Raw genomic sequence first — 22,200 nt, 5'->3', positions numbered from 1 at the left:
ATTCTACTCATTTTTAAAAGAAAAACACTATGCTCTAAGGACTAATTCCCACTTACTTAACTGTTTGTTTTTTGTAAAATAGTTCACACTTTCAAGTTTTCTTTTTATTCAAAACTCAACTACTTTTCATGATCAATTAAATTAAAATCAAATAGATAGATTAAAACCCACCAGTTAAAAAGAATTATAAATCATGTATCTATACGATATCCCTTTCATTTGTATAAATAAAAAAGAACCCGAAGGTCCTTTTAAAAATCATGTCAAAGTTTAGACAACGAAATCATCACCAAGATAAACCTTACGTACTTGCTCATTATCCAAGATTTCTTGAGGCGTCCCTTCTGCAATAACAGAACCTTCACTCACGATGTAAGCCTTTTCACAGATTGCTAAAGTTTCACGGACATTGTGATCTGTAATCAAGACACCAATTCCACGATCTTTTAAGGTCTGGATAATATCTTTAATATCGCCGACTGAAATAGGATCGACACCAGCAAAAGGCTCATCAAGCAACATAAACTTAGGGTCTGCCGCTAAAGCGCGTGCAATCTCTGCACGACGACGCTCACCACCAGAAACACTCATGCCTAATGAATCTTTAATATGATTAATTTTAAAATCATTTAATAATTCAGTCAGTCGATCTTGACGTTGTTGCTTATTTAAATCTTTGCGTGTTTCCAAAATCGCCATGATATTTTCAGATATCGTTAACTTTCTAAAAATAGAAGCTTCTTGAGGTAAATAACCAATCCCCTTGCGTGCACGCTCATGCATCGCAAGGTCAGATAAATCCAAGTTATCTAAATGAATCTCGCCCTTGTCCATGCGAACCAGTCCAACGACCATATAGAAACTTGTCGTTTTTCCCGCACCATTAGGACCAAGTAATCCTACAATTTGACCACTTTGCATCGTAAACGAAACGTCTTTAACAACCCAACGTTTACTATAGTTTTTCGCTAAATGTTTAATACATAGCGTTTGAGGTTGCTGCGCTGATTGATCCATTAATCACGTGCCCCTGGGAAACTTTTCGAGCTTGATGGTGGAATAATGATTTGAACACGATTTGATGAAGAACCTTGAGCTTCTACATCACCTTTATTCATACTGTATTTCAAACTATTACCACGAATGCTTGATCCATCTTGGGATAAATAAGCTTTCCCAGTCAATGTAATAATGCCTGAATCAGCGTTATAGACGATCGTTTGGGCCTCGCCACGCGCTAAACCTTTATTCGAATCAACTTGTTGCTGGAATTTAGCAAGCTGACCTTTAGCCGTAATCGTCTGAATTTCTTTTTTGCTATTCAACGTTGCAACAATCGAGTCAGCCTGTAGCTTCATCGTCCCTTGTTCAATCACAACATTACCCGTATAAGTCGTTATACCAGTGCGATCATTATATGTTGCACGATCTGCAACTAAAGAAAGCTGTTGGTTACGATCAGATGGTAAAGCGAAGCTAGAAGCAGAAGATAATGCAATCGCTGCAAGGCATGTTGCTTGTTTTAGGAAAGTTAAACGATTTTTAGAATTAAGAATTTGGCGCATACTTTCCTCGAACTTTGAAAAATTCATATTGACCATTATTTAAATTTGCTTTGAGACCTTGGCTCACAAACTCAGAGTTTGGAGACTGAACAGTGACTTGATGCTGTGTTTCGAGTTGACCAGTTTTCGGATAACCCGTTAATTCATCAGTACGAAACTCTAATTTGTTGCCCTGTTCAGATAACTTAGTTGCAATCACATCGCCTAAAAGCACAATCTTTGAATTGTCATCAAAACCATTTGCTTGCTTAGAATAGAAAGTCGCATCTGGTTTACCTTGCTTATACATCACAGCATTTAATTGATCTAAACGCGAAGTCTTTTGCTGCATGTCTTGCTGTAATTGTTTTATCTCAGCACGGATATATAAATTACCCTGCTCATCAGTTTGTGTAAGATGAACACCCTGAGCCGAATAAGTCATATTTTTTGCTGAATCTACATCCAGTTTTTTTGCTTTGCCACTGTAATAATAATAGCCGCCACTCAAAGCAGCGACTAATACAGCGACAACATATAAAACTTTGGTATCCATAAACAGGGTTACCTAACCTTTGGGCAATTCATTCTATATTAATGTGGTGCAGCAACGTATTTTGCAAGTAGCTCTTGGTAAACACCTTTCGCCATTAACAACATATCGCATACTTCTCGGACCGCGCCACGACCACCCATTGCTTGAGTTACTAAATGCGCACGACGACGAACTTCTTCGTGTCCATTTGGTACGGTAATGCTCATACCCGCAATTGCAAAAGCTGAAAGATCAGGCCAATCATCACCCATATATAGGCAGTCTTCAGGCAAAATATTCAACTGTGCACATGCTTCTTTCAAAGCGACACCTTTGTCTTCACGACCTTGGAAAACGAGGTCTACACCTAAATCCGACATGCGTTTTTCAACAATATTACTTTTACGCCCAGTGATAATAATCACCTTCATACCAGCTCGTTGAGCCAACTTCATGCCCAAACCATCACGAATATCAAATGATTTAATTTCATCACCAGAGTTCGTTAGTGTTACAAAGCCATCGCTTAAGATTCCATCCACATCAAGCACTAAAGCTTGTAAATGACGTGCTTGTTCTTGTAAAGCATATGATGCCATGGCTTAATTTACTCCTGCCTGAATTAGATCATGCATACTAATGACACCAATGACTCTATTGGTTTCATCAACAACAACGAATTGATTAATTTTTCTCTCATGCATTTTTTCCAATGCTTCAACCGCACGGGCTTCAGGAGAAATCGTCAATGGATTTTTAGTCATCACCTCAGAAACAGGCAAGTTCACATCAAAACCTTGCTGATGATCAATCATTCGACGTAAATCACCATCAGTAAAAATACCTAATAACTGATCTTCATCGTTCACAATCGTCGTTAAACCTAAACGTTTATCAGAAATTTCATATAACACCTTATTCATCGGTGTTTCAGGTTTTACTTTAGGTAACTCTGCCCCTGTATGCATTAAATGCTTCACATGTAAAAGCAAGCGTTTCCCTAATGCACCAGCAGGATGCGAACGAGCAAAATCATCAGCGGTAAACCCACGAGCTTCCAACAAGGAAACAGCAAGTGCATCACCCAGAACTAATGTAGCTGTGGTACTAGAAGTCGGTGCTAAACCTAAAGGGCAAGCTTCATCTGCCGAGCCCAATGTTAATGCAACATCCGCATTCTGTGGCATTGGCCCTTTATCATCACGACTAATCGTAATTAATGGCACACCTAAATGCTTAATAAGTGGCATCAACATCATGATTTCATCACTCTTACCTGAGTTTGAAATTGCAATCAGGACGTCACCACGCACCAGCATACCTAAATCACCATGCCCTGCTTCACCAGGATGCATGAAAAAAGATGGTGTTCCAGTTGAAGCAAATGTAGCCGCCATTTTACGACCAATATGACCAGACTTGCCCATGCCTGTGACAACGACACGACCTTTGCACTGCAATAAAATTTCACATGCACGATCAAACCGCTCATCAATCTGTGTTGTAAGCACTTCTATGGCTTGTTGCTCAATACGCAAAGTTTCCAATGCACTTTTCTGAAAATTTATAGCTTGTGACATGTGAGTTTGACTCAAAATAATGCTCAACCTACTTAAGCGTAGATGATTTTAATCAAAAGAATTGCGGAGATTCTAGCATAAGTGTGCGTTATCCACGTTTCTAAATGTATAAGATTTCGTAGAAAATGGACGAACATTGAGCATCATTAGAAAGGTGAAATTATTCATAGACAACGATTACTCACATCTTTTTTTACTGATAACTTTATGAAATATGGTGCATACGTTATGATATAACGCTAATTTTGTAGAGTGTTTAAAACCCTTATGCAACCTTTTGTTCTATATAACTCTGAGCAACGAAAAAAAGTTGAATTTGTCCCACGTAAAGAAGGTCAAATCGATATCTATGTCTGTGGTATGACCGTATACGATTACTGTCACATTGGACATGCTCGCGTTATGGTTGCATTTGACTACATTATTCGATTTTTACGTAGCCAAGGCTGGAAAGTACGTTACATCCGCAACATCACAGATATTGATGACAAAATCATCGCACGCGCAAATGAAAACGGTGAAACGATTCAACAACTCACCGCACGCTTCATTGATGCCATGAATGAAGATGCCGCTAATTTAGGCTGTGTTGCACCAGATGAAGCCCCAAAAGCAACTGAATATATTGATCAAATGCAAAATATGATCAGCACTTTAGTTGATAAAGGCGCTGCATACCCTGCAACAAATGGCGATGTATATTTTGAAGTGACTAAATTTGATAAATATGGTCGCTTATCTGGTCGTAAACTTGACGATATGCAAGCAGGTGCATCTGAGCGTGTTGATGTCGAAGTAGAAAAGAAACATCCTTTTGACTTTGTACTTTGGAAACATGCAAAAGAAAATGAACCAGCTTGGGCTTCACCTTGGGGTAATGGTCGCCCAGGTTGGCATATTGAATGTTCTGCGATGTCAACTTGCTGCTTAGGTAATCACTTTGACATTCATGGCGGTGGCTCAGATCTTATGTTCCCTCACCATGAAAATGAAATTGCACAAAGTGAGGCATCGACTGGTGAACAGTATGTAAATTACTGGATGCATGTTGGTTTCATCAATGTAGATGGTGAGAAAATGTCTAAATCACTAGGCAACTTCTTCACTATTCGTGATGTGATGGAAAAGTTCCATCCTGAAGTCATCCGCTACTTTATTGTTTCATCGCATTACCGTAGTCCAGTGAACTTTTCTGATGTCGCATTAAAAGAAGCAAAAACTGCATTGAGCCGCTTCTATCATTCATTTAAAGCCTATCAGCAAGTGTACGGACAAAAAACTGTTGAAACTTTAGAGCAGAGTTTTGTTGAACGTTTCAATAACGCAATGTGCGATGATTTTAATACGGCTGAAGCAATGGCTGTGTTATTTGAATTGAACAAAGAATTAAATCGTGCAGTAAAAGAAGAACAAGCTGAGCAGGCAACTGCTCTCTATTCAACTTTACGCCAACTGACTAACATTCTAGGTTTGGTTCAGCATGATGTAGATGAGTTTCTCAAATCAGATATTGGTCAAGAGGCACTCACACTTTCTGATACGGAAATTGAAGATTTCATTCAACAACGTGTTGATGCCAAAAAAGCTAAAGACTTTGCAAAGGCAGACGGTATTCGTCAATCTTTGTTAGACCAAGGTGTGGTTTTAGAAGATACTCGCCAAGGAACAATTTGGAGACGTGCTGATTAATTCAGCATTTAGCATATTAGAGAGTTGACAGTTTTATGAAACTCTCTATAATGCACATCCATATTGCGGGAATAGCTCAGTTGGTAGAGCATAACCTTGCCAAGGTTGGGGTCGCGAGTTCGAGTCTCGTTTCCCGCTCCAAAATTTTAAAAAGCCACTTAAGAAATTAAGTGGCTTTTTATTTTCAAATATTTATAGATCTCTAGTATTCAGCTAGCGCCTCTTTTGCTGTTGCAGGATCATCTACAAACACACCATCTATACCAGCATCAAAAAACATTTTAAGCTGTTTTTTCAATCCCGATGGGCATCTCTCTGAAAGTACGCTGCTACATCTAAATGCAGTAGGTAAATTATTATTTTCAGGTGCAAATGACCACGGCTGCACTTCAAGTCCAACCCCATGCGCTATACTGACAAAGTTGCTCGCCTTCGTTGAATTGTCTCTAAAAATAGCATTCTTGTTCGGCCCAACCACATCAGCATATACTGCATAGGCAGGCAAACTTGCAAGATTTACAGCATCATACAGCGGGCCTAAATCATTAAGTAATTGTAATAACTTCACTCTCTTGAGTGAGCTATGCGTTGTATTTAGTTTAGTACGTACCAATTTCAAACTGATTGGATCAAACGCCTCAATATAAATAGGTGCAATGTCTCTGGTATATTTGTACCTTGCAAGAGTATTTAAAACTTTACTCTCTACTGGAAGCCCCACTGCTGTAAAATACGCAGGAGTTTTCATTTCAATATAAATCCCGGTGATTTTCCCCGTTCTATTATAGTTTTGCTCGGCTATATTAATCACTTCATCCAGTGTAGGTACGTTATATAAGTCATCATAAGCTGTATTTTCAGGCCGTGTATTTGGGCCACGTTCATGTACTTTTAACATTTTGATTTCACTGAGCGTAAAATCCTCACTAAACCAACCTGTGTAATACTTTGCACCAACGAGCTTACTGGTTTTTCTATTTGCAAATTGGCTAAAACTGCTCACATTGGTTGTTAAACTTAGCTCATTTTCATGTATGGAAATCAGTGCTCCGTCCTTAGTGGGAACAATATCAGTTTCGATGAAATCAGCCCCATCATTAATGGCTCTTTGATATGAAGGCAATGTATTTGCAATAGCAAATGAAGGCGCACCTGCATGACCGATCACCGCAATTTCCTTGGCTTGGCTAAATACGCTATAACCACAGAGTGCACCTATTAAAAATAGTCGATTTAAAACATTAATGCTCATAATTTACCTTCTTTATTTTCTTTATTGAATGCGTGGCTTTTGTTTGTTTATGTTGAATACCCTTACAACCTGAAACTAACAATAAAAAATTACAAATCAATGAACATTATTAAGAAAATATTTATATTGATTTTTTCACGATTTACCAAAGGTTAAATAATACTTACATTCCTTCACTACCCTTTTCTTTTTAAACTTCATAACTTAGGACACAAGTATTTTTAATAGGTTAAATCCAAAATGAAAAAATCAATTATTGCACTCTCTATTGCTTCTGTATTTTTAGTAGCTTGTAGCAAAGCAGACAACAAAAATAATCAAGAGCAAGCTCTAACCGCAGCAAGTGAAGTAGTTGCCGTTGATAGCACTCACACAGCCGAAAACTCTTTAGACTGGAATGGCACTTATAAAGGTGTTCTACCTTGTGCAGATTGTGAAGGTATTGAAACAGAGCTTGAACTTAACGCTGATAAAACCTATGAGTTAAAAGAAACATACCTTGGCAAAGGTGACGGTAAAGCATTTGAAAGTAAAGGTAGCTTCCAATTTGATGCGAACAACACATCTATTATCGAGCTAGATAAAACTGGCGATAACCGCAAATATTTCGTTGCTGAAGGTTATTTAAAAGCACTTGATATGGAAGGAAATGAAATTACGGGTGATTTAGCAGATAAATATGAGCTTAAAAAAGAAGCTGAATAAGGTTTAATAGAAAGCTCACCTAAATAAAGGTGAGCTTTTTTATTTCTACTAAGCCAATAAAAAACCCTGCATAAGCAGGGTCTTTTTGAATCAATCGAAGCTTAGTGAGCAGCGAATTGGTTCATTGTGTTTTTAGCATCATCGTGCGCTTTAAGAGCGTTGTCACCAGAGAAGATTTCTTTGTGATCATCACCGATGTCAGAACCAGCCATTGCTTGGTGTTTAACACAAGCGATACCACCGCGGATTTCTTTACGTTGTACGCCAGCAACATAAGCCAACATACCTTCAGAACCGAAGTAACCTTGTGCAAGCTCATGAGTAGAAAGAGCAGCAGTGTGGTAAGTAGGAAGTGTGATCAAGTGATGGAACACACCCGCTTCACGAGAAGCATCTGCTTGGAATGTACGTACTTTCTCATCAGCATCAGCAGCTAATTCAGTGTTGTCGTACTCAGCGCTCATTAATTTAGCACGGTCATAAGCAGAAACATCTTTACCTTCAGCAACCCAACGATCGTAAGCTTGTTGACGGAAGTTTAACGTCCAGTTGAATGATGGGCTGTTGTTGTAAACTAGCTTAGCATTTGGAACTGTTTCACGTACACGGTTAACCATGTGAGCGATTTCTTCAACGTTTGGAGTTGCAGTTTCGATCCAAAGAAGATCAGCACCATTTTGAAGGCTAGACACACAGTCAAGTACAACACGGTCAATTTGAGTGTCTGGACGGAACTGATATAAACCAGAAGCTAAACGCTTAGGACGGTGTAATTTACCATTACGTTTGATCAAGATTTCGTCTTCTTGAGCATCAGCAATGTCAATTTCAACTGTGTCTAAGTAGCTGATGTATTGAGAAGCGATGTCACCTGGCTCTTTAACCACTGGGATTTTTTGAGTCAAGTCAGCGCCTTCAGAGTCAGTACGTGCAACGATAATACCGTCGTCAAGACCCATTTCTAAGAATGCATAACGTAATGCATGGATTTTAGCGATGAAGTCTTCGTGCGGAACAGTTACTTTACCAGCTTGGTGACCACATTGTTTCGCGTCAGATACTTGGTTTTCGATTTGAAGCGCACAAGCACCAGCTTCGATCATTTTCTTAGCAAGTAAGTAAGTCGCTTCTTCGTTACCGAAACCAGCGTCAATGTCAGCAATAATTGGCACAACGTGAGTTTGGAAACCATCGATTTGAGCAGTGATTTCAGCAGCTTTAGCAGTATCACCAGCTTCTTGAGCTTTTTTAAGAGCGCGGAATAAATCGTTTAATTCTTTCGCGTCAGCTTGACGTAAGAAAGTATAGATTTCTTCGATTAATGCAGGAACAGAAGTTTTTTCATGCATAGATTGGTCAGGAAGTGGACCAAATTCTGAACGAAGTGCAGCAACCATCCAACCTGAAAGGTAGATATAACGACGTTCAGTAGTACCGAAGTATTTTTTGTTCGCAATCATTTTTTGTTGTGCGATGAAACCGTGCCAGCAACCTAATGATTGAGTATATTTGCTAGAGTCAGCATCATAAGCAGCCATATCACGACGCATAATCGCAGCTGTATATTTAGCAATATCTAAACCAGTTTTGAAACGGTTTTGCATTTGCATACGAGCAGCATCTTCTGGGCTAATATCGCGCCAAGTGTTGCCGAATTTTGCTTTTAATTCGCGAATTGCATCAATCGCTGTTAAATATGTAGACATGATATATTCCTTTTGAGGATTGGCATCGAACGATCGCAATAAAACCATGCTTTTTTATAGGCTAGATTTCAAGCACTTCATCAATATGTTGCACAGCTTAGTCTTTGCCAAGAGATTAATCCAATATCCTAAGGTAATTTTCAGTATTTTTTTTGAAATACATATAAAAAGATGATGTTATATAAAAAATAAATATCCATAAGATATTGTTACTTATAAATTATTATTAAAAATAAAATCACAACACAGAATCATCCATCAAAGATTCTGTATTAATTTTAAACAGTAAATTCTTTTGTCAGCATCGATGTTAACGATCTAAATTGACACTTTTTGCCATATTCTCACTCATTATTTTTATTGTTTACTGCTGTTCAGATTACGGTTAAGTGCATTCAAAACCAAACGAGTTAGCACAAAACGGAATAGCTTTATTGGTCGGTGTTTTAGGGCTTATTTAATAGGATTTAAGTTATACAAATGCCTTGAGATATGTCATAATTCAACACAATTTAAATATTTTATTTTCGGTATTTTTTTTATGAATCTGGAGCGGGTTGATCTCAATTTATTAATTTATCTTGATGTACTTCTTCGGGAAAAAAATGTCACACGCGCAGCAGAACAATTAGGGGTTACTCAACCCGCGATGAGTAATATCTTACGCCGCTTGCGTAATTTGTTTAATGACCCCCTGCTCATTCGCTCATCAGAAGGTATGACGCCAACTGAACGTGCACTTGAATTACAACCTCGTATTCGTGATGCATTGTCAGACCTTTCCATGATTTTGGAACCACGTACCGAATTTAGACCTTATACCAGTACTCGTGTGTTTCGTATCATGACTTCGGATTATGCCGAAGCTACCTTAGTGCCTCGCCTTGTCAAAGCATTGCGCTCGGAAGCACCTAATGTTGTACTCGACTTCCTCACTCCAAGTGATGTGTCATATCGCGACATGGAACAAGGCAAGGTAGACCTAGCCATTAACCGCTTTAATGAAATTCCGCAAAGTTTTCATCAAGTTCTAGTTTGGCGTGATAGCTTTAGTTGTATTTTGAATGACAAGCATCCAGCTGTCACTCACTTAAATTTGAAAAGCTATTTAGATGCTCAACACATTTGGGTCTCTAAAACAGGTATGGGTGTTGGATTTGGTGTAAATCCAGATAAACAAGCAGGTTTAGGTTGGATTGATCAAGCACTAGAACGTATTGGCCAGCGTCGTAAAATTTCTGTATTTACACGGCATTATCAAATGCCAGCGCTGTTGGCTCAAAATGTTGATTTGATTGCAACATTACCTACCCGAATGGCACGCTTACAAACACAGAATCCAAAACTTGTGATTAAAGATCCTCCATTTTATATTCCAGAATTTGAATTAAAAATGGCATGGTGTCCGTTGCTACATCATCATCCTGCACATCGTTGGTTAAGACAATTAATCCTCTTTGTTGCAAGACAAATGATCGAAGAAGAGAATCGTGAGTTTTTTATAAATAATTCTCAATTTTCACAATACTAAAATATCCAATTGTAAAAACCCTTAGAATTTGTTGAAATATCAGCAAATTCTACCCCCTTCCGAATAGATTGTTACACTGCGGTAAGGATTTAGTTACCTCCGTACTTTTTTGTGTTACAACATATTCATAATAATGATGAACCACAGGTGATGTGTGAGTCTCTTCCAAAATATTATAGTAATTATTCTGCTGATTTCAGCGGCAGGCTTTTTATCACTTACAGAAATTGCATTAGCTGGCGCTCGTAAAGTTAAATTAAAAATTTTAGCCGAATCTGGTGAAACGCGTGCTCAAAAAGTTTTAGATCTACAAGAGCAATCTGCTGATTTTTTTGCGGCATCTCAAATTGGTTTAAATGCTGTCGCAATCTTGGGTGGTATCCTCGGTGAGGCTGCGTTCCGCCCGTTTTTCGTTGAAATGATCAAACAGTTTTATGCAGGCCCTTGGCTAGAAACCATTGGTTTTGCACTGTCATTTACATTGGTAACATCACTCTTCATTTTATTTGCTGATCTCATGCCAAAACGCTTGGCAATGATCGCCCCTGAAAAAATTGCTATTAGTGTCATTGAACCTATTCAAGTTTTTATCAAAATTTGTAAGCCGCTTGCATGGGGAATTAATGCAATAGCGAACCTGTTATTTCGTCTGTTTAAAGTTAATACAATTCGTGATGATAATATTACCTTTGATGATATCTCAGCGGTGATGGATGCAGGTGCTCAAGCTGGTGTTCTGCAAAAACAAGAACATCATTTTATTGAAAATGTATTTGAGCTTGAAGAAAGAACTGTTCCATCTAGTATGACAACACGCGAAAATGTTGTGTTCTTTACCTTGACCGAACCCGAGGAAAGCATCCGTCAAAAGCTTGCCGAATATCCTTATTCAAAGTTTTTAGTCTGTAACGAACATATTGATCAAGTGATTGGCTATGTCGATGCCAAAGATATTTTAGTTCGTATTTTGAATAATCAATCATTTACCCAGTTAAATGAATCAACGATTCGCAATGTTCTGATTATTCCAGATACGTTGACTTTATCCGAGTTACTGGATCGTTTCCGTTCAACTAAAGAGAAATTCGCTGTTGTTATCAATGAATACGCTTTAGTTGTCGGTGTAATTACGCTGAGTGACATCATGATTACCGTGATGGGTGACTGGGTCACACCAATGGATGAAGAGCAACAGATCATTAAACGTGATAATCATTCATGGCTAATTGATGGTAGTACACCTATCGAAGATGTAAAACATGTTTTAGAAATCGAAGAATTCCCTGAAAATGAAAACTATGAAACCATCGCAGGTTTTATCATGTATCGTCTTCGCAAAATTCCCCGTCCAGCAGATGCTGTAGAATATGCGGGCTTTAAATTTGAGGTTGTCGATATTGATCATTATAAAATTGACCAATTGCTTGTTACTCAGATTTTACCGAGTCAAGAAACCGAAACAACACCCCCATCTGAATAAATAAAAAGCCCAATTAAATTGGGCTTTTTATTACTTCCATATCATCCAAGCGATAATCGCAATCAACAAGAACATAAACACAGCGAACTTAAGTCCACCTCGACTACGTTGTGCCAACTGTTCTTGTAAATGTGATTGTTCATTAGGATGATCATTTAAATATTGATCAACTAAATCTTTTGACTCTTTTAAACCAAGTCCTGTTTTTTCACGAGTTATTTTTATTGCCTCAATCAACTGCCCAGATCGCAATGCCTGTAACGCCTCTTGCGGTAATTCTAATTGTTGATTCATAAAGCCAACATCCTTGTTATTTTAATGATTTGATTTACTTCATTCTAAACTTGAATAGAAATTAATTTCCACCATATAAAGCAATGAGCTGATCTAAGGTTGCTTGATAGTGGATCGAAATGTCTTCAGCCAAAATTTTATAGGCATTATCAAATTGTACCATCGGCCAGCCTTCTTTCCAAAATGGAAAAATATTGTGTAAGCCTTCTGTCACAATTGCATCTTCACGCGTAATTGCCTGTGCAATTTGAGACAACACTTGTGCCGTTTCCGCACCATCAATCGCAAGATAATCAATACCACGTACTTTCAAGATACGAACACGATCTTTCTTATAACGTATTTTTTTCGCCTGCCCCGCATTTAACCCCAAAGCAAGGGTCACAGCTTCAACAAATTTCTCTTCGAAACTTGTATTTAGCGCTACTAAAGCTTGTTTGTGTGATTCTTGACGCCCAGCTTTCCCACCATTACGAATTATCTCTTTTGCTTCACTATCAAGCACATCTTTTTTCATAGACTGTAAAATGTCTAAAACTTCGATATCGCTTAAAGATTCTGGAGAATAATCAGTCATGGGAGTCCAAATACAAAAAATATGAAAGGATATTGTCTCATAAAAGCCCTATCAAAGCAGAATAAAAATTTAAAATTGCATCTTTCGCTTACTAACTTTCAATCTATTCATTTGCTCTATTCATCATAAAAAAAATAATATGAATGGCGTCTATCCTACAGTAGGATTTGCAAAAATAGTTTTACCCTGATAATATTATTTTACCCGTATAAAATTAGATTTTTAAAATATGAATAGTTCAACAACCTATACCGCTTTTTCAGGTGATCGCTATCTTGCAAGTGGTGAAATGATGGAACTCATCTTAAAGATTAAACAACTTCAAGAAACGACTGAAAATATTTTGATTTTTAATGATCAAAATGGCAGGCAAATTGATTTTGATTACACTGGCTCTGAACAAGAAATTCGTGAGCGATATGCTGAACCTGAACCAACTAAAAAAGTTGGACGCCCGAAACTTGGGGTAATTTCTCGAGAAATCACCTTACAGAAAAAGCACTGGGATTGGCTAGACCAGCAGAGTGCCAGTGCTTCTGCGATTATTCGCAAACTGATCGATAAAGAACTGGATGATCCAAACTCTGAAAGCAATAAGATGCTGGCAAAACAAGCCACTGATCGCTTTATGTCTGCAATGTTAGGCGATATGCCGAATTATGAAGAGGCAACACGCGCTTTGTATCAAGGAGATAAACAAATGCTTATCGCTTTAATCCACAACTATCCAAAAGATATTCAAGAATATATTTTTAAATTATCTAAAAATGCATTCTAAAATGTCTAATTCAAAAATAAAAAACCCGCCTAAGCGGGTTTTTTCAATTGACTCAATCAATTAAAGACGGACCAATTCCACCATTTTCTCAGCCGCTTCTTCAACAGTGTCAGCCGTAATTTCTGTATCAGTACCTTCAACAGTTGTGGTAATAATCACTACACCTGTTTCACGTAACAATGCAATTTGCTCAGCCGTTAAATTAGCTTTCGCAATCGCAACCACACCTTGTTGAATCAATAAGCTTTCTAAAGCTTGAGCTTTCTCGATCAACGATGCTGACACACCAATCACCGCAGGCTTTTGCCCTAAACGAGCAGCACGATCTTCCGCAGTCACAGGATTACTGTGTGCAGTCCATTCTACTGCTGCTTCAACCATACCAGCACCGACAGTCACGTTACTTAAACGATCAATAAAGATAAATGAGCCTGTGTAACGACTGTCTTGATATTGGTCAAAGACCACTGGCGCATCGAACTCAACCACTACATCAGCAATCGCATTCAGCTCAAGCTCTTCAACCTGAGTATGCTCAAGTGTATTAACATTTACACGGAAATTAATTGCAGTGACTTTGGCAGGAACTGTTTGCGTACCAATTTTTACGTTGTACAACTTCCCTTTTACTAAAGGATGCTCATTCATCCAAACCACTGAAGCACGCACACTACGTGAAATCAAAGGTTGCTCACCAGCACGCACAAGTACGTTGCCGCGAGAAATATCAATTTCATCATTGAGCGTTAAGGTAACAGCTTGACCCGCAGCAGCTTGTTCAAGATTTCCATCAAAAGTAACAATTTCTTTTACTGTTGATTTCTTGCCCGATGGTAATGCAACGATTTCATCGCCAACACGAATTTCGCCTAGTGCAATTGTTCCAGCAAAACCACGGAAATCAAGGTTAGGACGGTTCACATATTGAACAGGGAAACGGAATTCCTGTTTGTTCGATTCACGCTTAATTTCCACTGATTCAAGAATGCTCATCAAGGTTTCACCCTTGTACCACGGCGTACTTGCTGATGGATTAACGACGTTATCACCATTCAGTGCAGAAATTGGAACAAATAAAATATTTTCAGGACGACGATCGCCAAGTTGATTCACAAATGCATCATATTCAACTTGAATTTCATTGAAACGCGCTTCTGAGAACTCGACCAAATCCATTTTATTGATCGCAACAACGATATTTTTAATACCTAACAAGCTTGCAATAAATGAATGACGACGTGTTTGTGTTTGGACACCATAACGCGCGTCAATCAAGATAATCGCAAGATCAGCAGTCGATGCGCCTGTTGCCATGTTACGCGTGTACTGCTCATGCCCTGGTGTATCAGCAATAATGAACTTACGTTTTTCAGTTGAGAAATAACGATAAGCAACATCAATGGTAATACCTTGCTCACGTTCAGCTTGTAAACCATCTACAAGTAAAGCAAGGTCAGGTGCATCACCAGTGGTACCGACCTTCTTACTGTCGCGGGTAACCGCTTGCAACTGATCTTCATAAATCAGTTTAGAATCATAAAGAAGACGACCAATTAAAGTACTTTTACCATCATCTACATTACCGCATGTTAAAAAGCGCAATAAGTCTTTATTTTCATGCTGGTTTAAATACGCCAAGATGTCTTGGCTAATAAGATCTGATTGATGAGACATTGCTCAAAACTCCACATATTCTTTAGAAATCGGTTTTCATCTCCCTAACTCCCTCTTTTAAAAGAGGGATTCGCTTAAGGAAATTAGAAATAACCTTCCTGCTTTTTCTTTTCCATTGAGCCAGCCTCATCATGATCAATCATTCGACCTTGACGCTCTGAACTTGTTGCTAAAAGCATTTCTTGGATAATTTCAGGCAATGTATCCGCTTCAGACTCAACTGCACCTGTTAATGGATAGCAACCAAGTGTACGGAAACGTACTGATTTCATTTGTGGAACTTCACCCTCTTTCAAACGCATACGTTCATCATCTACCATGATCAACGTACCACTACGCTCAACTACTGGACGTACAGCTGAGAAATAAAGAGGAACAATTTGAATATTTTCTAAATAGATATACTGCCAAATATCTAACTCAGTCCAGTTAGACAAAGGGAACACACGAATACTTTCGCCTTTGTTTACTTTACCGTTGTAAAGATTCCAAAGTTCTGGACGCTGATTTTTAGGATCCCAACGGTGTTTGCTATCACGGAATGAATAAACACGTTCTTTAGCACGTGATTTTTCTTCATCACGACGCGCACCACCAAATGCAGCATCAAACTGATATTTGTCCAAAGCTTGCTTTAAGCCTTGTGTTTTCATGATATCTGTATATTTTGAACTACCATGATCAAATGGATTAATACCCGCTTCGCGACCTTCAACATTTTGATGTACGATCAAATCAAAGCCATGTGTTTTCGCCATGTTGTCACGAAATGCAATCATGTCTTTGAACTTCCAACCTGTATCAACATGCAATAAAGGAAATGGAAGTTTTGCTGGATAGAATGCTTTTAATGCAAGATGTAACATAACCGCAGAATCTTTACCGATTGAGTAAAGCATTACAGGATTTTCAAACTCAGCCGCTACTTCACGAATGATGTGAATACTTTCCGCCTCAAGTTGTTTGAGGTGAGTTAATCTATTTTCAGTCATGTAGGCTTCCTCCTTTATTCATGTTACCCATAAAATCTATAAGTGGTCTTACACCACCACTTGGAAGACCGTGTGGAGGAACGAGTGCCATAACAACTCCAATTTTTCGTGATATCAAGGTTCTTACTAGAAGTTAATGAATAATCCAGTAAAGGTTATTCATTATAATAATTTAGACGGACTTCTTTAGCTTGTTTTTTCATATAAATATGCAAAATTATGATATGCATCTTTATGATGAGATAAAATTTACATCTTATTTCACATGATTTAAGACAATAAAAAAGAAGCCTTCAGGCTTCTTTTTTATTCATATCTTAGAATCGGAACATATTACGTTCTAATGGAATTTCAACACCGACAGAAACACCGCCATCATTGCCATTTACATCCGAGTCACTTACCCAACCATTAATTTTCAATGGAATCGTAGGTTTTAAATAATGTGTCCACGTAACATCCAAACCTTTAATCGTATCTGCTTGTGGGAATGCAGCATTATTATCTTCAACTCGTTGAGTCTGACTTACTTTTGCATACATCACTCTTCCGCTAAGACGATTCATTACATCAAAACGAATATCACCACCAACAGAATACATCTGACCATCACCACCCATCGCATGTCCTAACGGGAAACCATGCTGATAATAACCATCTTTATAAGTGGTATGGCTATACGAAATCCCTTGAGCTTTTCCGTTAGTACGTGTATCAGCCCACTCAGCATAAAGTTGATATGGCATATTTTTATAGCTAGAAGAAAAATCTGCACCACCAAGATACATATATTTAGCAGGTAATCCACCTGCTTCATCTTCACCTACAAATTGAGTATATAAACTTACAGGAACATCAAATAAAGGCTGTAAGAATAATCGACCATCAAATCCTGCAATTTGATTTGATGGATCAGCTTTACCTGTACCACCGTTATCCTTAGTACCCGTAAATGCATCCCATAACGAGCTTAAGCTTTCAGGACGCCCCTCACCACCCCATTGAATTGCACGAGAAGCACCTAACTCTAATGCTGGGAACGGACGTGCTGTTAAACGTAAACCTATTAACTTTGTATCTGGAACAGCTTTGTAGTCATCTAATTGACCAGCAAATGCTTGGTACTGCCATGGTCCAATCCAAGACAACCACTTTGTTTCAAAGGCATTTTGTACAGCACGCTGAACTGTCACACCATAAACAGGACGACTTGCATCACCACGAATCAAGCTACCATCATGCCCAGGACCCCAGTAAGTTGGGATTTGACCAGCAACAACCCACTGATTCCAAAGTTTTCCAGCGATATATGAACCTTCAACATTGACATCATGCCCATTGTCAACCAATGGATCTTTTTCACCATTGACACGAATCTTAGCATCCCAATTCTCACCACCCGCATTGAATTCAACTGCTGCTTGGTATTGAGATTTTTGATTATCGCCAAATGCTTGAGGTACTGTTTTTAGATCAGTTCCAGCATGTAACCCTACTTTCACAGTTGCGTTATCCGCTTGCAAGGTATTGAGCACTGAATTCACAACCTTTTGTTGCGTGTTATTGCTCACTTGTGCTTGAGACAATGCTCTTTGGATTTCATCACCACTTAAAGGCCAAGTCGAAGTACTGATTTGAATCACACCTTGTTGATTTAACCAGTTTAAATCGGTACGTAAATTTTCATCATTGAGCACTAAACCTTGCGCAAATATCGTCGATGAAAAAGAAGCAAATAATGCGATGCAAAGCGATTTTTTTAGAAACATATCCAAACTGTTCTCAAGTTTATTTATGAGCACATAATCGTTTTTTTGGGCATGAATTTCAATCCTCAAACCAAACAATTACATTTCTTAACCTAAGAAACAAAAAAGCCACTTCTAAAAAGTGGCTTTTTCAACATTAAACAACGGCAAATTAGTCTTTACGACGCATATGAGGGAATAACAATACATCACGAATACTTGGTGCATTGGCAAAAAGCATCACTAAACGATCAATACCAATACCCTCACCCGCCGTTGGTGGTAAACCATATTCAAGTGCTTCAATAAAGTCAGCATCATAATGCATTGCTTCATCGTCACCTGCATCTTTTTCTGCGACTTGAGCTTGGAATCGTTCAGCTTGATCAATTGGATCATTTAATTCCGAGAAGCCATTTGCCAACTCACGGCCACCAATGAAGAATTCAAAACGATCCGTAATATGCGGATTATCATCATTACGACGTGCAAGTGGTGAAGTTTCAGCAGGGTATTCAGTAATGAATGTTGGTTGACGAAGTTTCGTCTCAACTGTTTCTTCAAACACGATCGTTTGTAATTTACCTAAACCAAAGCCCGGCTTAACCTGCTCTTTTAATACGTCTTGAGTAAACTTAGCTAAGAACTCACGATCATTTACATTTTCAGGTGTGAAGTCAGGGTTATGTTCAAGAATCGCATCAAACATTGAGATTTTCTTGAATGGACCTTTGAAGCTATAAACTTCATCACCATAAGGTACATCTGTTGAACCTAAGATATCTACAGCAAGTTTCTCAAGCATATTTTCAGTCAATGCCATCAAATCTTTATAATCAGCATACGCTTGGTAGAATTCAATCATTGTGAATTCAGGGTTATGACGTGTTGAAACACCTTCATTACGGAAATTACGGTTAATTTCAAAAACACGCTCAAAACCACCAACCACTAAACGCTTCAAATAAAGCTCAGGTGCAATACGTAAGTAAAGCTCCATATCTAGTGCATTGTGATGCGTTACAAATGGTTTTGCGGAAGCACCACCAGGAATCACATGCATCATGGGCGTTTCAACTTCCATGAAACGTTCATTACTTAAAAATGCACGAATCCCTGCAACCACTTGGGCACGAATTTCAAATGTCTTTCTTGTTTCTTCGTTTACGATTAAATCTAAATAACGTTTACGGTACTTCGCTTCAGTATCCGTTAAACCATGAAACTTATCTGGTAAAGGACGTAGAGACTTTGTCAAAAGTTCAAAGCCTTCAAGGTGAACATATAAGTCACCTTTACCTGAACGGCCAATATAACCCTCAGCAGCAATAATATCACCAAGGTCTAAACTTTTGATCGTTTCTAAAACATCTACTGGTAAACCTTTACGGTCTACATAAAGTTGAATACGACCTGTCATATCTTGGATCACAATAAATGACCCGCGGTTTAACATGACACGACCAGCAACTTTTACATAAACTTTTTCAGCACCTTCGATTTGTGCTTTGTCTTGATCTTTAAATTGTTCTTGTAGGTCAGCAGTATAATGCTCACGCTTAAATGTATTTGGCCAAGGACTCTTGCCGTTTTGTTTGGCAGTCTCTTGGATTTGCTTTAATTTGGCATGACGCTGTGCGATTAAATCGTTTTCGGAAAGAGTTTGTTCAGAAGTCGATTGAGCGTTTTGTTGCGTCATCTCTGCCTCGAGCTAAGTAAAAATGAAGTCGCATAGGATAGCAGATAACAACCGATTTTCGTATCGTTTCAGCTAGACAATTGAGAAAAAAACAAATCATTATCAATTCCCAAGCGTGATAGGCTCGTTTTACTCCATCAAAAATTAACAGACTCTTTATTATTTTTCAGCCAAATGCTTAACCATGGCAAGCCCTTGATCAAAGCCTTTATTTATAAATTCTGCATATTCAGGCTGTATATCAACTTCAACATGAAGTTGTGTAATACCATCCAAATCGAATAATAAATACTTTTCCAAAGCTCCTGACCAAACTTTAACCTCATCGCTTTCAAGGTCTTCTTTACCGTCTTTGATCATTCCCAAATGTTTGAATATCACTTCTTGTGGTTCATTTAAGCTTTCTATTGTCGAAATCATCCCATCACCTTCTCCACTATAGAAATAAGTTATTCCACCTTCTTTCCAGTCAGTTTTCATCGTCGAGTTACAAGCAAAAAATTTTGTCCAAGTTTGATAACTTTCAGGTGTCCATAAAACATCCCAAACTTTCTGTCTAGAGGCATAAATTTTTATATTAAAAGATAAAGTTTCCATGTATTACACTCCTTAATTATTCTAGTTACCCATGATAATACAGTTTCAAGTGTTTATTTTTTATTCATACTATATCTATACGTTTACTGATTTTTTTAAGATATAACAAAAATTATTTTACAAAAAATTAGAGTAATTGCTCAAATAACAAGAGTTTCAGCTGAAATTGCCATATCACTTTTTACATAAATGATTAAACTCTTGCATTTGCTTTACTTAAATGTCGTTCTGCGTAAAAATCTAACTCCTGATCAACACAAGTTAGTTCTATTGCTGCGATCATAACGACATTATGGAATAGTTTTACTGAAAGGCAACTTGAGCATACCTATCAGTTTGGAGAGTCACATGAAAAAATATCAATGTATCGTTTGTGGGTGGATTTACGACGAAGCAGAAGGTTGGCCACAAGACGGCATTGCAGCAGGTACTAAATGGGAAGATATCCCTGATGATTGGACTTGCCCAGATTGCGGCGTTTCAAAAGCTGATTTTGAAATGGTCGAAATCTAAATCATTCTAAAAGGCCATGATAATGATCATGGTCTTTTTTCTTATCATTTGTTTTATTAATGGAAAAATATTGGAGAATATCATGCATCCTATCGTCATTATCGGATCAGGTATGGCTGGTTATACCGTTGCAAGAGAATTTCGCAAACTCAGCCCTGAACAAGAACTTGTTATGATCTGTGCGGATGATGCGGTAAATTATGCAAAACCAACATTATCCAATGCTTTTGCCGGAAATAAAGCGCCTGAACAAATTGCTTTAGGTGACTCAGCAAAAATGGCAACCCAGTTAAATATGCGTATCGAAGCAGAAACGTGGGTAAAAGAAATCAAAGCTGAAAGCCATGAACTAATATTAGAAAAAAATGGTGAGACAATCACTCAACCCTATTCAAAACTTGTTTTGGCTGTAGGTGCTAACCCAATTCGTCTTGCTATTGCGGGTGATGGCAGTGATGATATTCATGTTGTGAACTCATTGATTGACTATCGTGCTTTCCGAGAAAATCTTGCAAAACGTAAAGATAAACGCGTTGTTATTTTAGGTGCTGGTTTAATTGGTTGTGAATTTGCCAATGATTTATTGCATAGTGACTATGATGTGACTGTCATTGATCTAGCGCCACAACCATTAGGTCGTTTATTACCAAATCACGTTGCAGAAGCATTTCAAACCAACTTAGAGCAAGCAGGTATTAAGTTTGCCCTTTCTACAACAGTTGAAAAAGTAACTAAAATTAATGATGGAGAAGACTACGCTGTAACATTGGCCAATGGTCAAACTTTAGTTGCAGATATCGTACTTTCAGCCATCGGTTTACAACCAAATACAGCATTAGCAAAATCAGCAGATATTCAAACTAGCCGTGGCATCATTACTAATACGCTATTAGAAACCAATCAACCTGATATCTATGCAGTTGGTGACTGTGCTGAAGTCAATGGAACATTACTTCCATTTGTGATGCCAATCATGCAACAAGCACGAGCATTAGCAAAAACACTTAGCGGACAAAGTACCGCTGTACACTACCCTGCTATGCCAGTCGCAGTGAAAACACCAGCTGCTCCATTAACAGTTCTACCAGCACCGTTAGATGTAGATGTTAACTGGGAAACTGAAGAATTTGATGATGGTATGATTGCGAAAGCGGCTGATGCTGCTGGCACATTGAGAGGTTTTGTTCTGTTAGGGGCAACGGCAGGGAAACAACGTTTAACGTTGACCAAACTTGTACCTGACTTGATTCCTGCTCAAATTTAAGGTTTAAATACGAGAGTTTATTGTAAAATGACTTCCAATAAA

Annotated in this window: 21 protein-coding genes and 1 tRNA gene; 8 read left to right on the top strand and 14 right to left on the bottom strand. The window is 38.2% G+C overall.

Annotation, left to right across the window (positions count from 1 at the left end):
- Positions 1-270: 270 nt before the first annotated feature.
- The 5 genes from lptB to ACT4_RS03815 are packed head-to-tail and all read right to left on the bottom strand — an operon-like array spanning position 271 to position 3,659.
- On the bottom strand, positions 271-1,017 hold the full coding sequence (gene lptB / locus ACT4_RS03835; RefSeq protein WP_004880651.1) for an LPS export ABC transporter ATP-binding protein: 747 nt from the start codon (positions 1,015-1,017) through the stop codon (positions 271-273).
- Positions 1,017-1,565: a lipopolysaccharide transport periplasmic protein LptA gene (gene lptA, locus ACT4_RS03830; RefSeq protein WP_007479990.1), complete on the bottom strand. Its 549-nt coding sequence runs from the start codon at positions 1,563-1,565 to the stop codon at positions 1,017-1,019. The genes lptB and lptA overlap by 1 nt, the downstream gene beginning before the upstream one ends.
- Positions 1,549-2,100, bottom strand: coding sequence for an LPS export ABC transporter periplasmic protein LptC (gene lptC / locus ACT4_RS03825; RefSeq protein WP_007479989.1), 552 nt, complete (start codon positions 2,098-2,100; stop codon positions 1,549-1,551). Before lptC ends, lptA begins: the two co-directional genes overlap by 17 nt.
- Before the next feature lie 38 nt (positions 2,101-2,138).
- The gene (locus ACT4_RS03820; RefSeq protein WP_004880658.1) at positions 2,139-2,678 is read right to left on the bottom strand and encodes an HAD family hydrolase; all 540 of its coding nucleotides are present in this window, start codon (positions 2,676-2,678) and stop codon (positions 2,139-2,141) included.
- A 3-nt stretch (positions 2,679-2,681) separates the two neighbouring features.
- The gene (locus tag ACT4_RS03815; RefSeq protein WP_007479987.1) at positions 2,682-3,659 is read right to left on the bottom strand and encodes a KpsF/GutQ family sugar-phosphate isomerase; all 978 of its coding nucleotides are present in this window, start codon (positions 3,657-3,659) and stop codon (positions 2,682-2,684) included.
- Positions 3,660-3,926: 267 nt separating this feature from the next.
- Here ACT4_RS03815 and cysS point away from each other — a divergent pair, with 267 nt between their 5' ends.
- Positions 3,927-5,348: a cysteine--tRNA ligase gene (cysS, locus tag ACT4_RS03810; protein ID WP_007479985.1), complete on the top strand. Its 1,422-nt coding sequence runs from the start codon at positions 3,927-3,929 to the stop codon at positions 5,346-5,348.
- A gap of 65 nt (positions 5,349-5,413) precedes the next feature.
- Positions 5,414-5,489 (top strand) — tRNA-Gly (locus tag ACT4_RS03805).
- Between the two features lie 61 nt (positions 5,490-5,550).
- Here the strand turns inward: ACT4_RS03805 and ACT4_RS03800 are convergent.
- A complete protein-coding gene (locus tag ACT4_RS03800) occupies positions 5,551-6,600 on the bottom strand; it encodes a glycerophosphodiester phosphodiesterase family protein (RefSeq protein ID WP_007479983.1) in 1,050 nt (349 codons plus the stop codon).
- 240 nt (positions 6,601-6,840) lie between these two features.
- Between ACT4_RS03800 and ACT4_RS03795 the strand changes: the two genes are divergently transcribed.
- Positions 6,841-7,305, top strand: a complete 465-nt coding sequence (locus ACT4_RS03795) for a copper resistance protein NlpE (RefSeq protein WP_007479982.1) — start codon at positions 6,841-6,843, stop codon at positions 7,303-7,305.
- 101 nt (positions 7,306-7,406) lie between these two features.
- On the opposite strand, the gene ACT4_RS03790 is transcribed toward ACT4_RS03795, so the two are convergent.
- The gene (locus tag ACT4_RS03790; RefSeq protein ID WP_004880670.1) at positions 7,407-9,011 is read right to left on the bottom strand and encodes an isocitrate lyase; all 1,605 of its coding nucleotides are present in this window, start codon (positions 9,009-9,011) and stop codon (positions 7,407-7,409) included.
- 541 nt (positions 9,012-9,552) lie between these two features.
- Between ACT4_RS03790 and ACT4_RS03785 the strand changes: the two genes are divergently transcribed.
- Both ACT4_RS03785 and ACT4_RS03780 read left to right on the top strand, forming a co-directional pair.
- The gene (locus ACT4_RS03785; protein WP_004880674.1) at positions 9,553-10,542 is read left to right on the top strand and encodes a LysR family transcriptional regulator; all 990 of its coding nucleotides are present in this window, start codon (positions 9,553-9,555) and stop codon (positions 10,540-10,542) included.
- 154 nt (positions 10,543-10,696) lie between these two features.
- Positions 10,697-12,022 carry a hemolysin family protein gene (locus tag ACT4_RS03780; RefSeq protein ID WP_007479981.1) on the top strand — a complete coding sequence of 442 codons (1,326 nt, stop codon included), beginning with the start codon at positions 10,697-10,699 and terminating at the stop codon, positions 12,020-12,022.
- Positions 12,023-12,052: 30 nt separating this feature from the next.
- Here ACT4_RS03780 and ACT4_RS03775 read toward each other — a convergent pair whose 3' ends face one another.
- Both ACT4_RS03775 and ACT4_RS03770 read right to left on the bottom strand, forming a co-directional pair.
- Positions 12,053-12,316: a ribosomal protein L7/L12 gene (locus ACT4_RS03775; RefSeq protein ID WP_004880678.1), complete on the bottom strand. Its 264-nt coding sequence runs from the start codon at positions 12,314-12,316 to the stop codon at positions 12,053-12,055.
- A 61-nt stretch (positions 12,317-12,377) separates the two neighbouring features.
- A complete protein-coding gene (locus ACT4_RS03770; RefSeq protein WP_004880681.1) occupies positions 12,378-12,893 on the bottom strand; it encodes a hypothetical protein in 516 nt (171 codons plus the stop codon).
- A gap of 229 nt (positions 12,894-13,122) precedes the next feature.
- Between ACT4_RS03770 and ACT4_RS03765 the strand changes: the two genes are divergently transcribed.
- A complete protein-coding gene (locus ACT4_RS03765; RefSeq protein ID WP_004880683.1) occupies positions 13,123-13,671 on the top strand; it encodes a DUF2239 family protein in 549 nt (182 codons plus the stop codon).
- A gap of 60 nt (positions 13,672-13,731) precedes the next feature.
- Here ACT4_RS03765 and cysN read toward each other — a convergent pair whose 3' ends face one another.
- The 5 genes from cysN to ACT4_RS03740 all read right to left on the bottom strand — a co-directional run bounded on the left by cysN (position 13,732) and on the right by ACT4_RS03740 (position 20,381).
- On the bottom strand, positions 13,732-15,345 hold the full coding sequence (cysN, locus tag ACT4_RS03760) for a sulfate adenylyltransferase subunit CysN (protein WP_007479978.1): 1,614 nt from the start codon (positions 15,343-15,345) through the stop codon (positions 13,732-13,734).
- An 83-nt stretch (positions 15,346-15,428) separates the two neighbouring features.
- Positions 15,429-16,337 (bottom strand): sulfate adenylyltransferase subunit CysD, encoded by a 909-nt coding sequence (gene cysD / locus ACT4_RS03755; RefSeq protein WP_004880687.1) that lies wholly within the window; start codon positions 16,335-16,337, stop codon positions 15,429-15,431.
- A gap of 317 nt (positions 16,338-16,654) precedes the next feature.
- Complete coding sequence (locus ACT4_RS03750) at positions 16,655-18,106, bottom strand: capsule assembly Wzi family protein (protein ID WP_007479976.1); 1,452 nt, start codon at positions 18,104-18,106, stop codon at positions 16,655-16,657.
- 151 nt (positions 18,107-18,257) lie between these two features.
- Positions 18,258-19,784, bottom strand: coding sequence for a lysine--tRNA ligase (gene lysS / locus ACT4_RS03745; RefSeq protein WP_004880692.1), 1,527 nt, complete (start codon positions 19,782-19,784; stop codon positions 18,258-18,260).
- A 159-nt stretch (positions 19,785-19,943) separates the two neighbouring features.
- Positions 19,944-20,381: an SRPBCC domain-containing protein gene (locus ACT4_RS03740; protein ID WP_007479975.1), complete on the bottom strand. Its 438-nt coding sequence runs from the start codon at positions 20,379-20,381 to the stop codon at positions 19,944-19,946.
- 348 nt (positions 20,382-20,729) lie between these two features.
- Between ACT4_RS03740 and rubA the strand changes: the two genes are divergently transcribed.
- Positions 20,730-20,894, top strand: coding sequence for a rubredoxin RubA (gene rubA, locus ACT4_RS03735; RefSeq protein WP_004678010.1), 165 nt, complete (start codon positions 20,730-20,732; stop codon positions 20,892-20,894).
- 82 nt (positions 20,895-20,976) lie between these two features.
- The gene (rubB, locus tag ACT4_RS03730) at positions 20,977-22,158 is read left to right on the top strand and encodes a rubredoxin reductase RubB (RefSeq protein WP_004880696.1); all 1,182 of its coding nucleotides are present in this window, start codon (positions 20,977-20,979) and stop codon (positions 22,156-22,158) included.
- Positions 22,159-22,200 lie beyond the last annotated feature (42 nt).

Origin of the sequence: Acinetobacter sp. NBRC 100985 (assembly GCF_000241225.1) — a bacterium.
Lineage (GTDB): Bacteria > Pseudomonadota > Gammaproteobacteria > Pseudomonadales > Moraxellaceae > Acinetobacter > Acinetobacter venetianus.
Note: the sequence above shows the minus strand (reverse complement) of the source record. Positions and strands in the feature narration are given on the sequence as shown.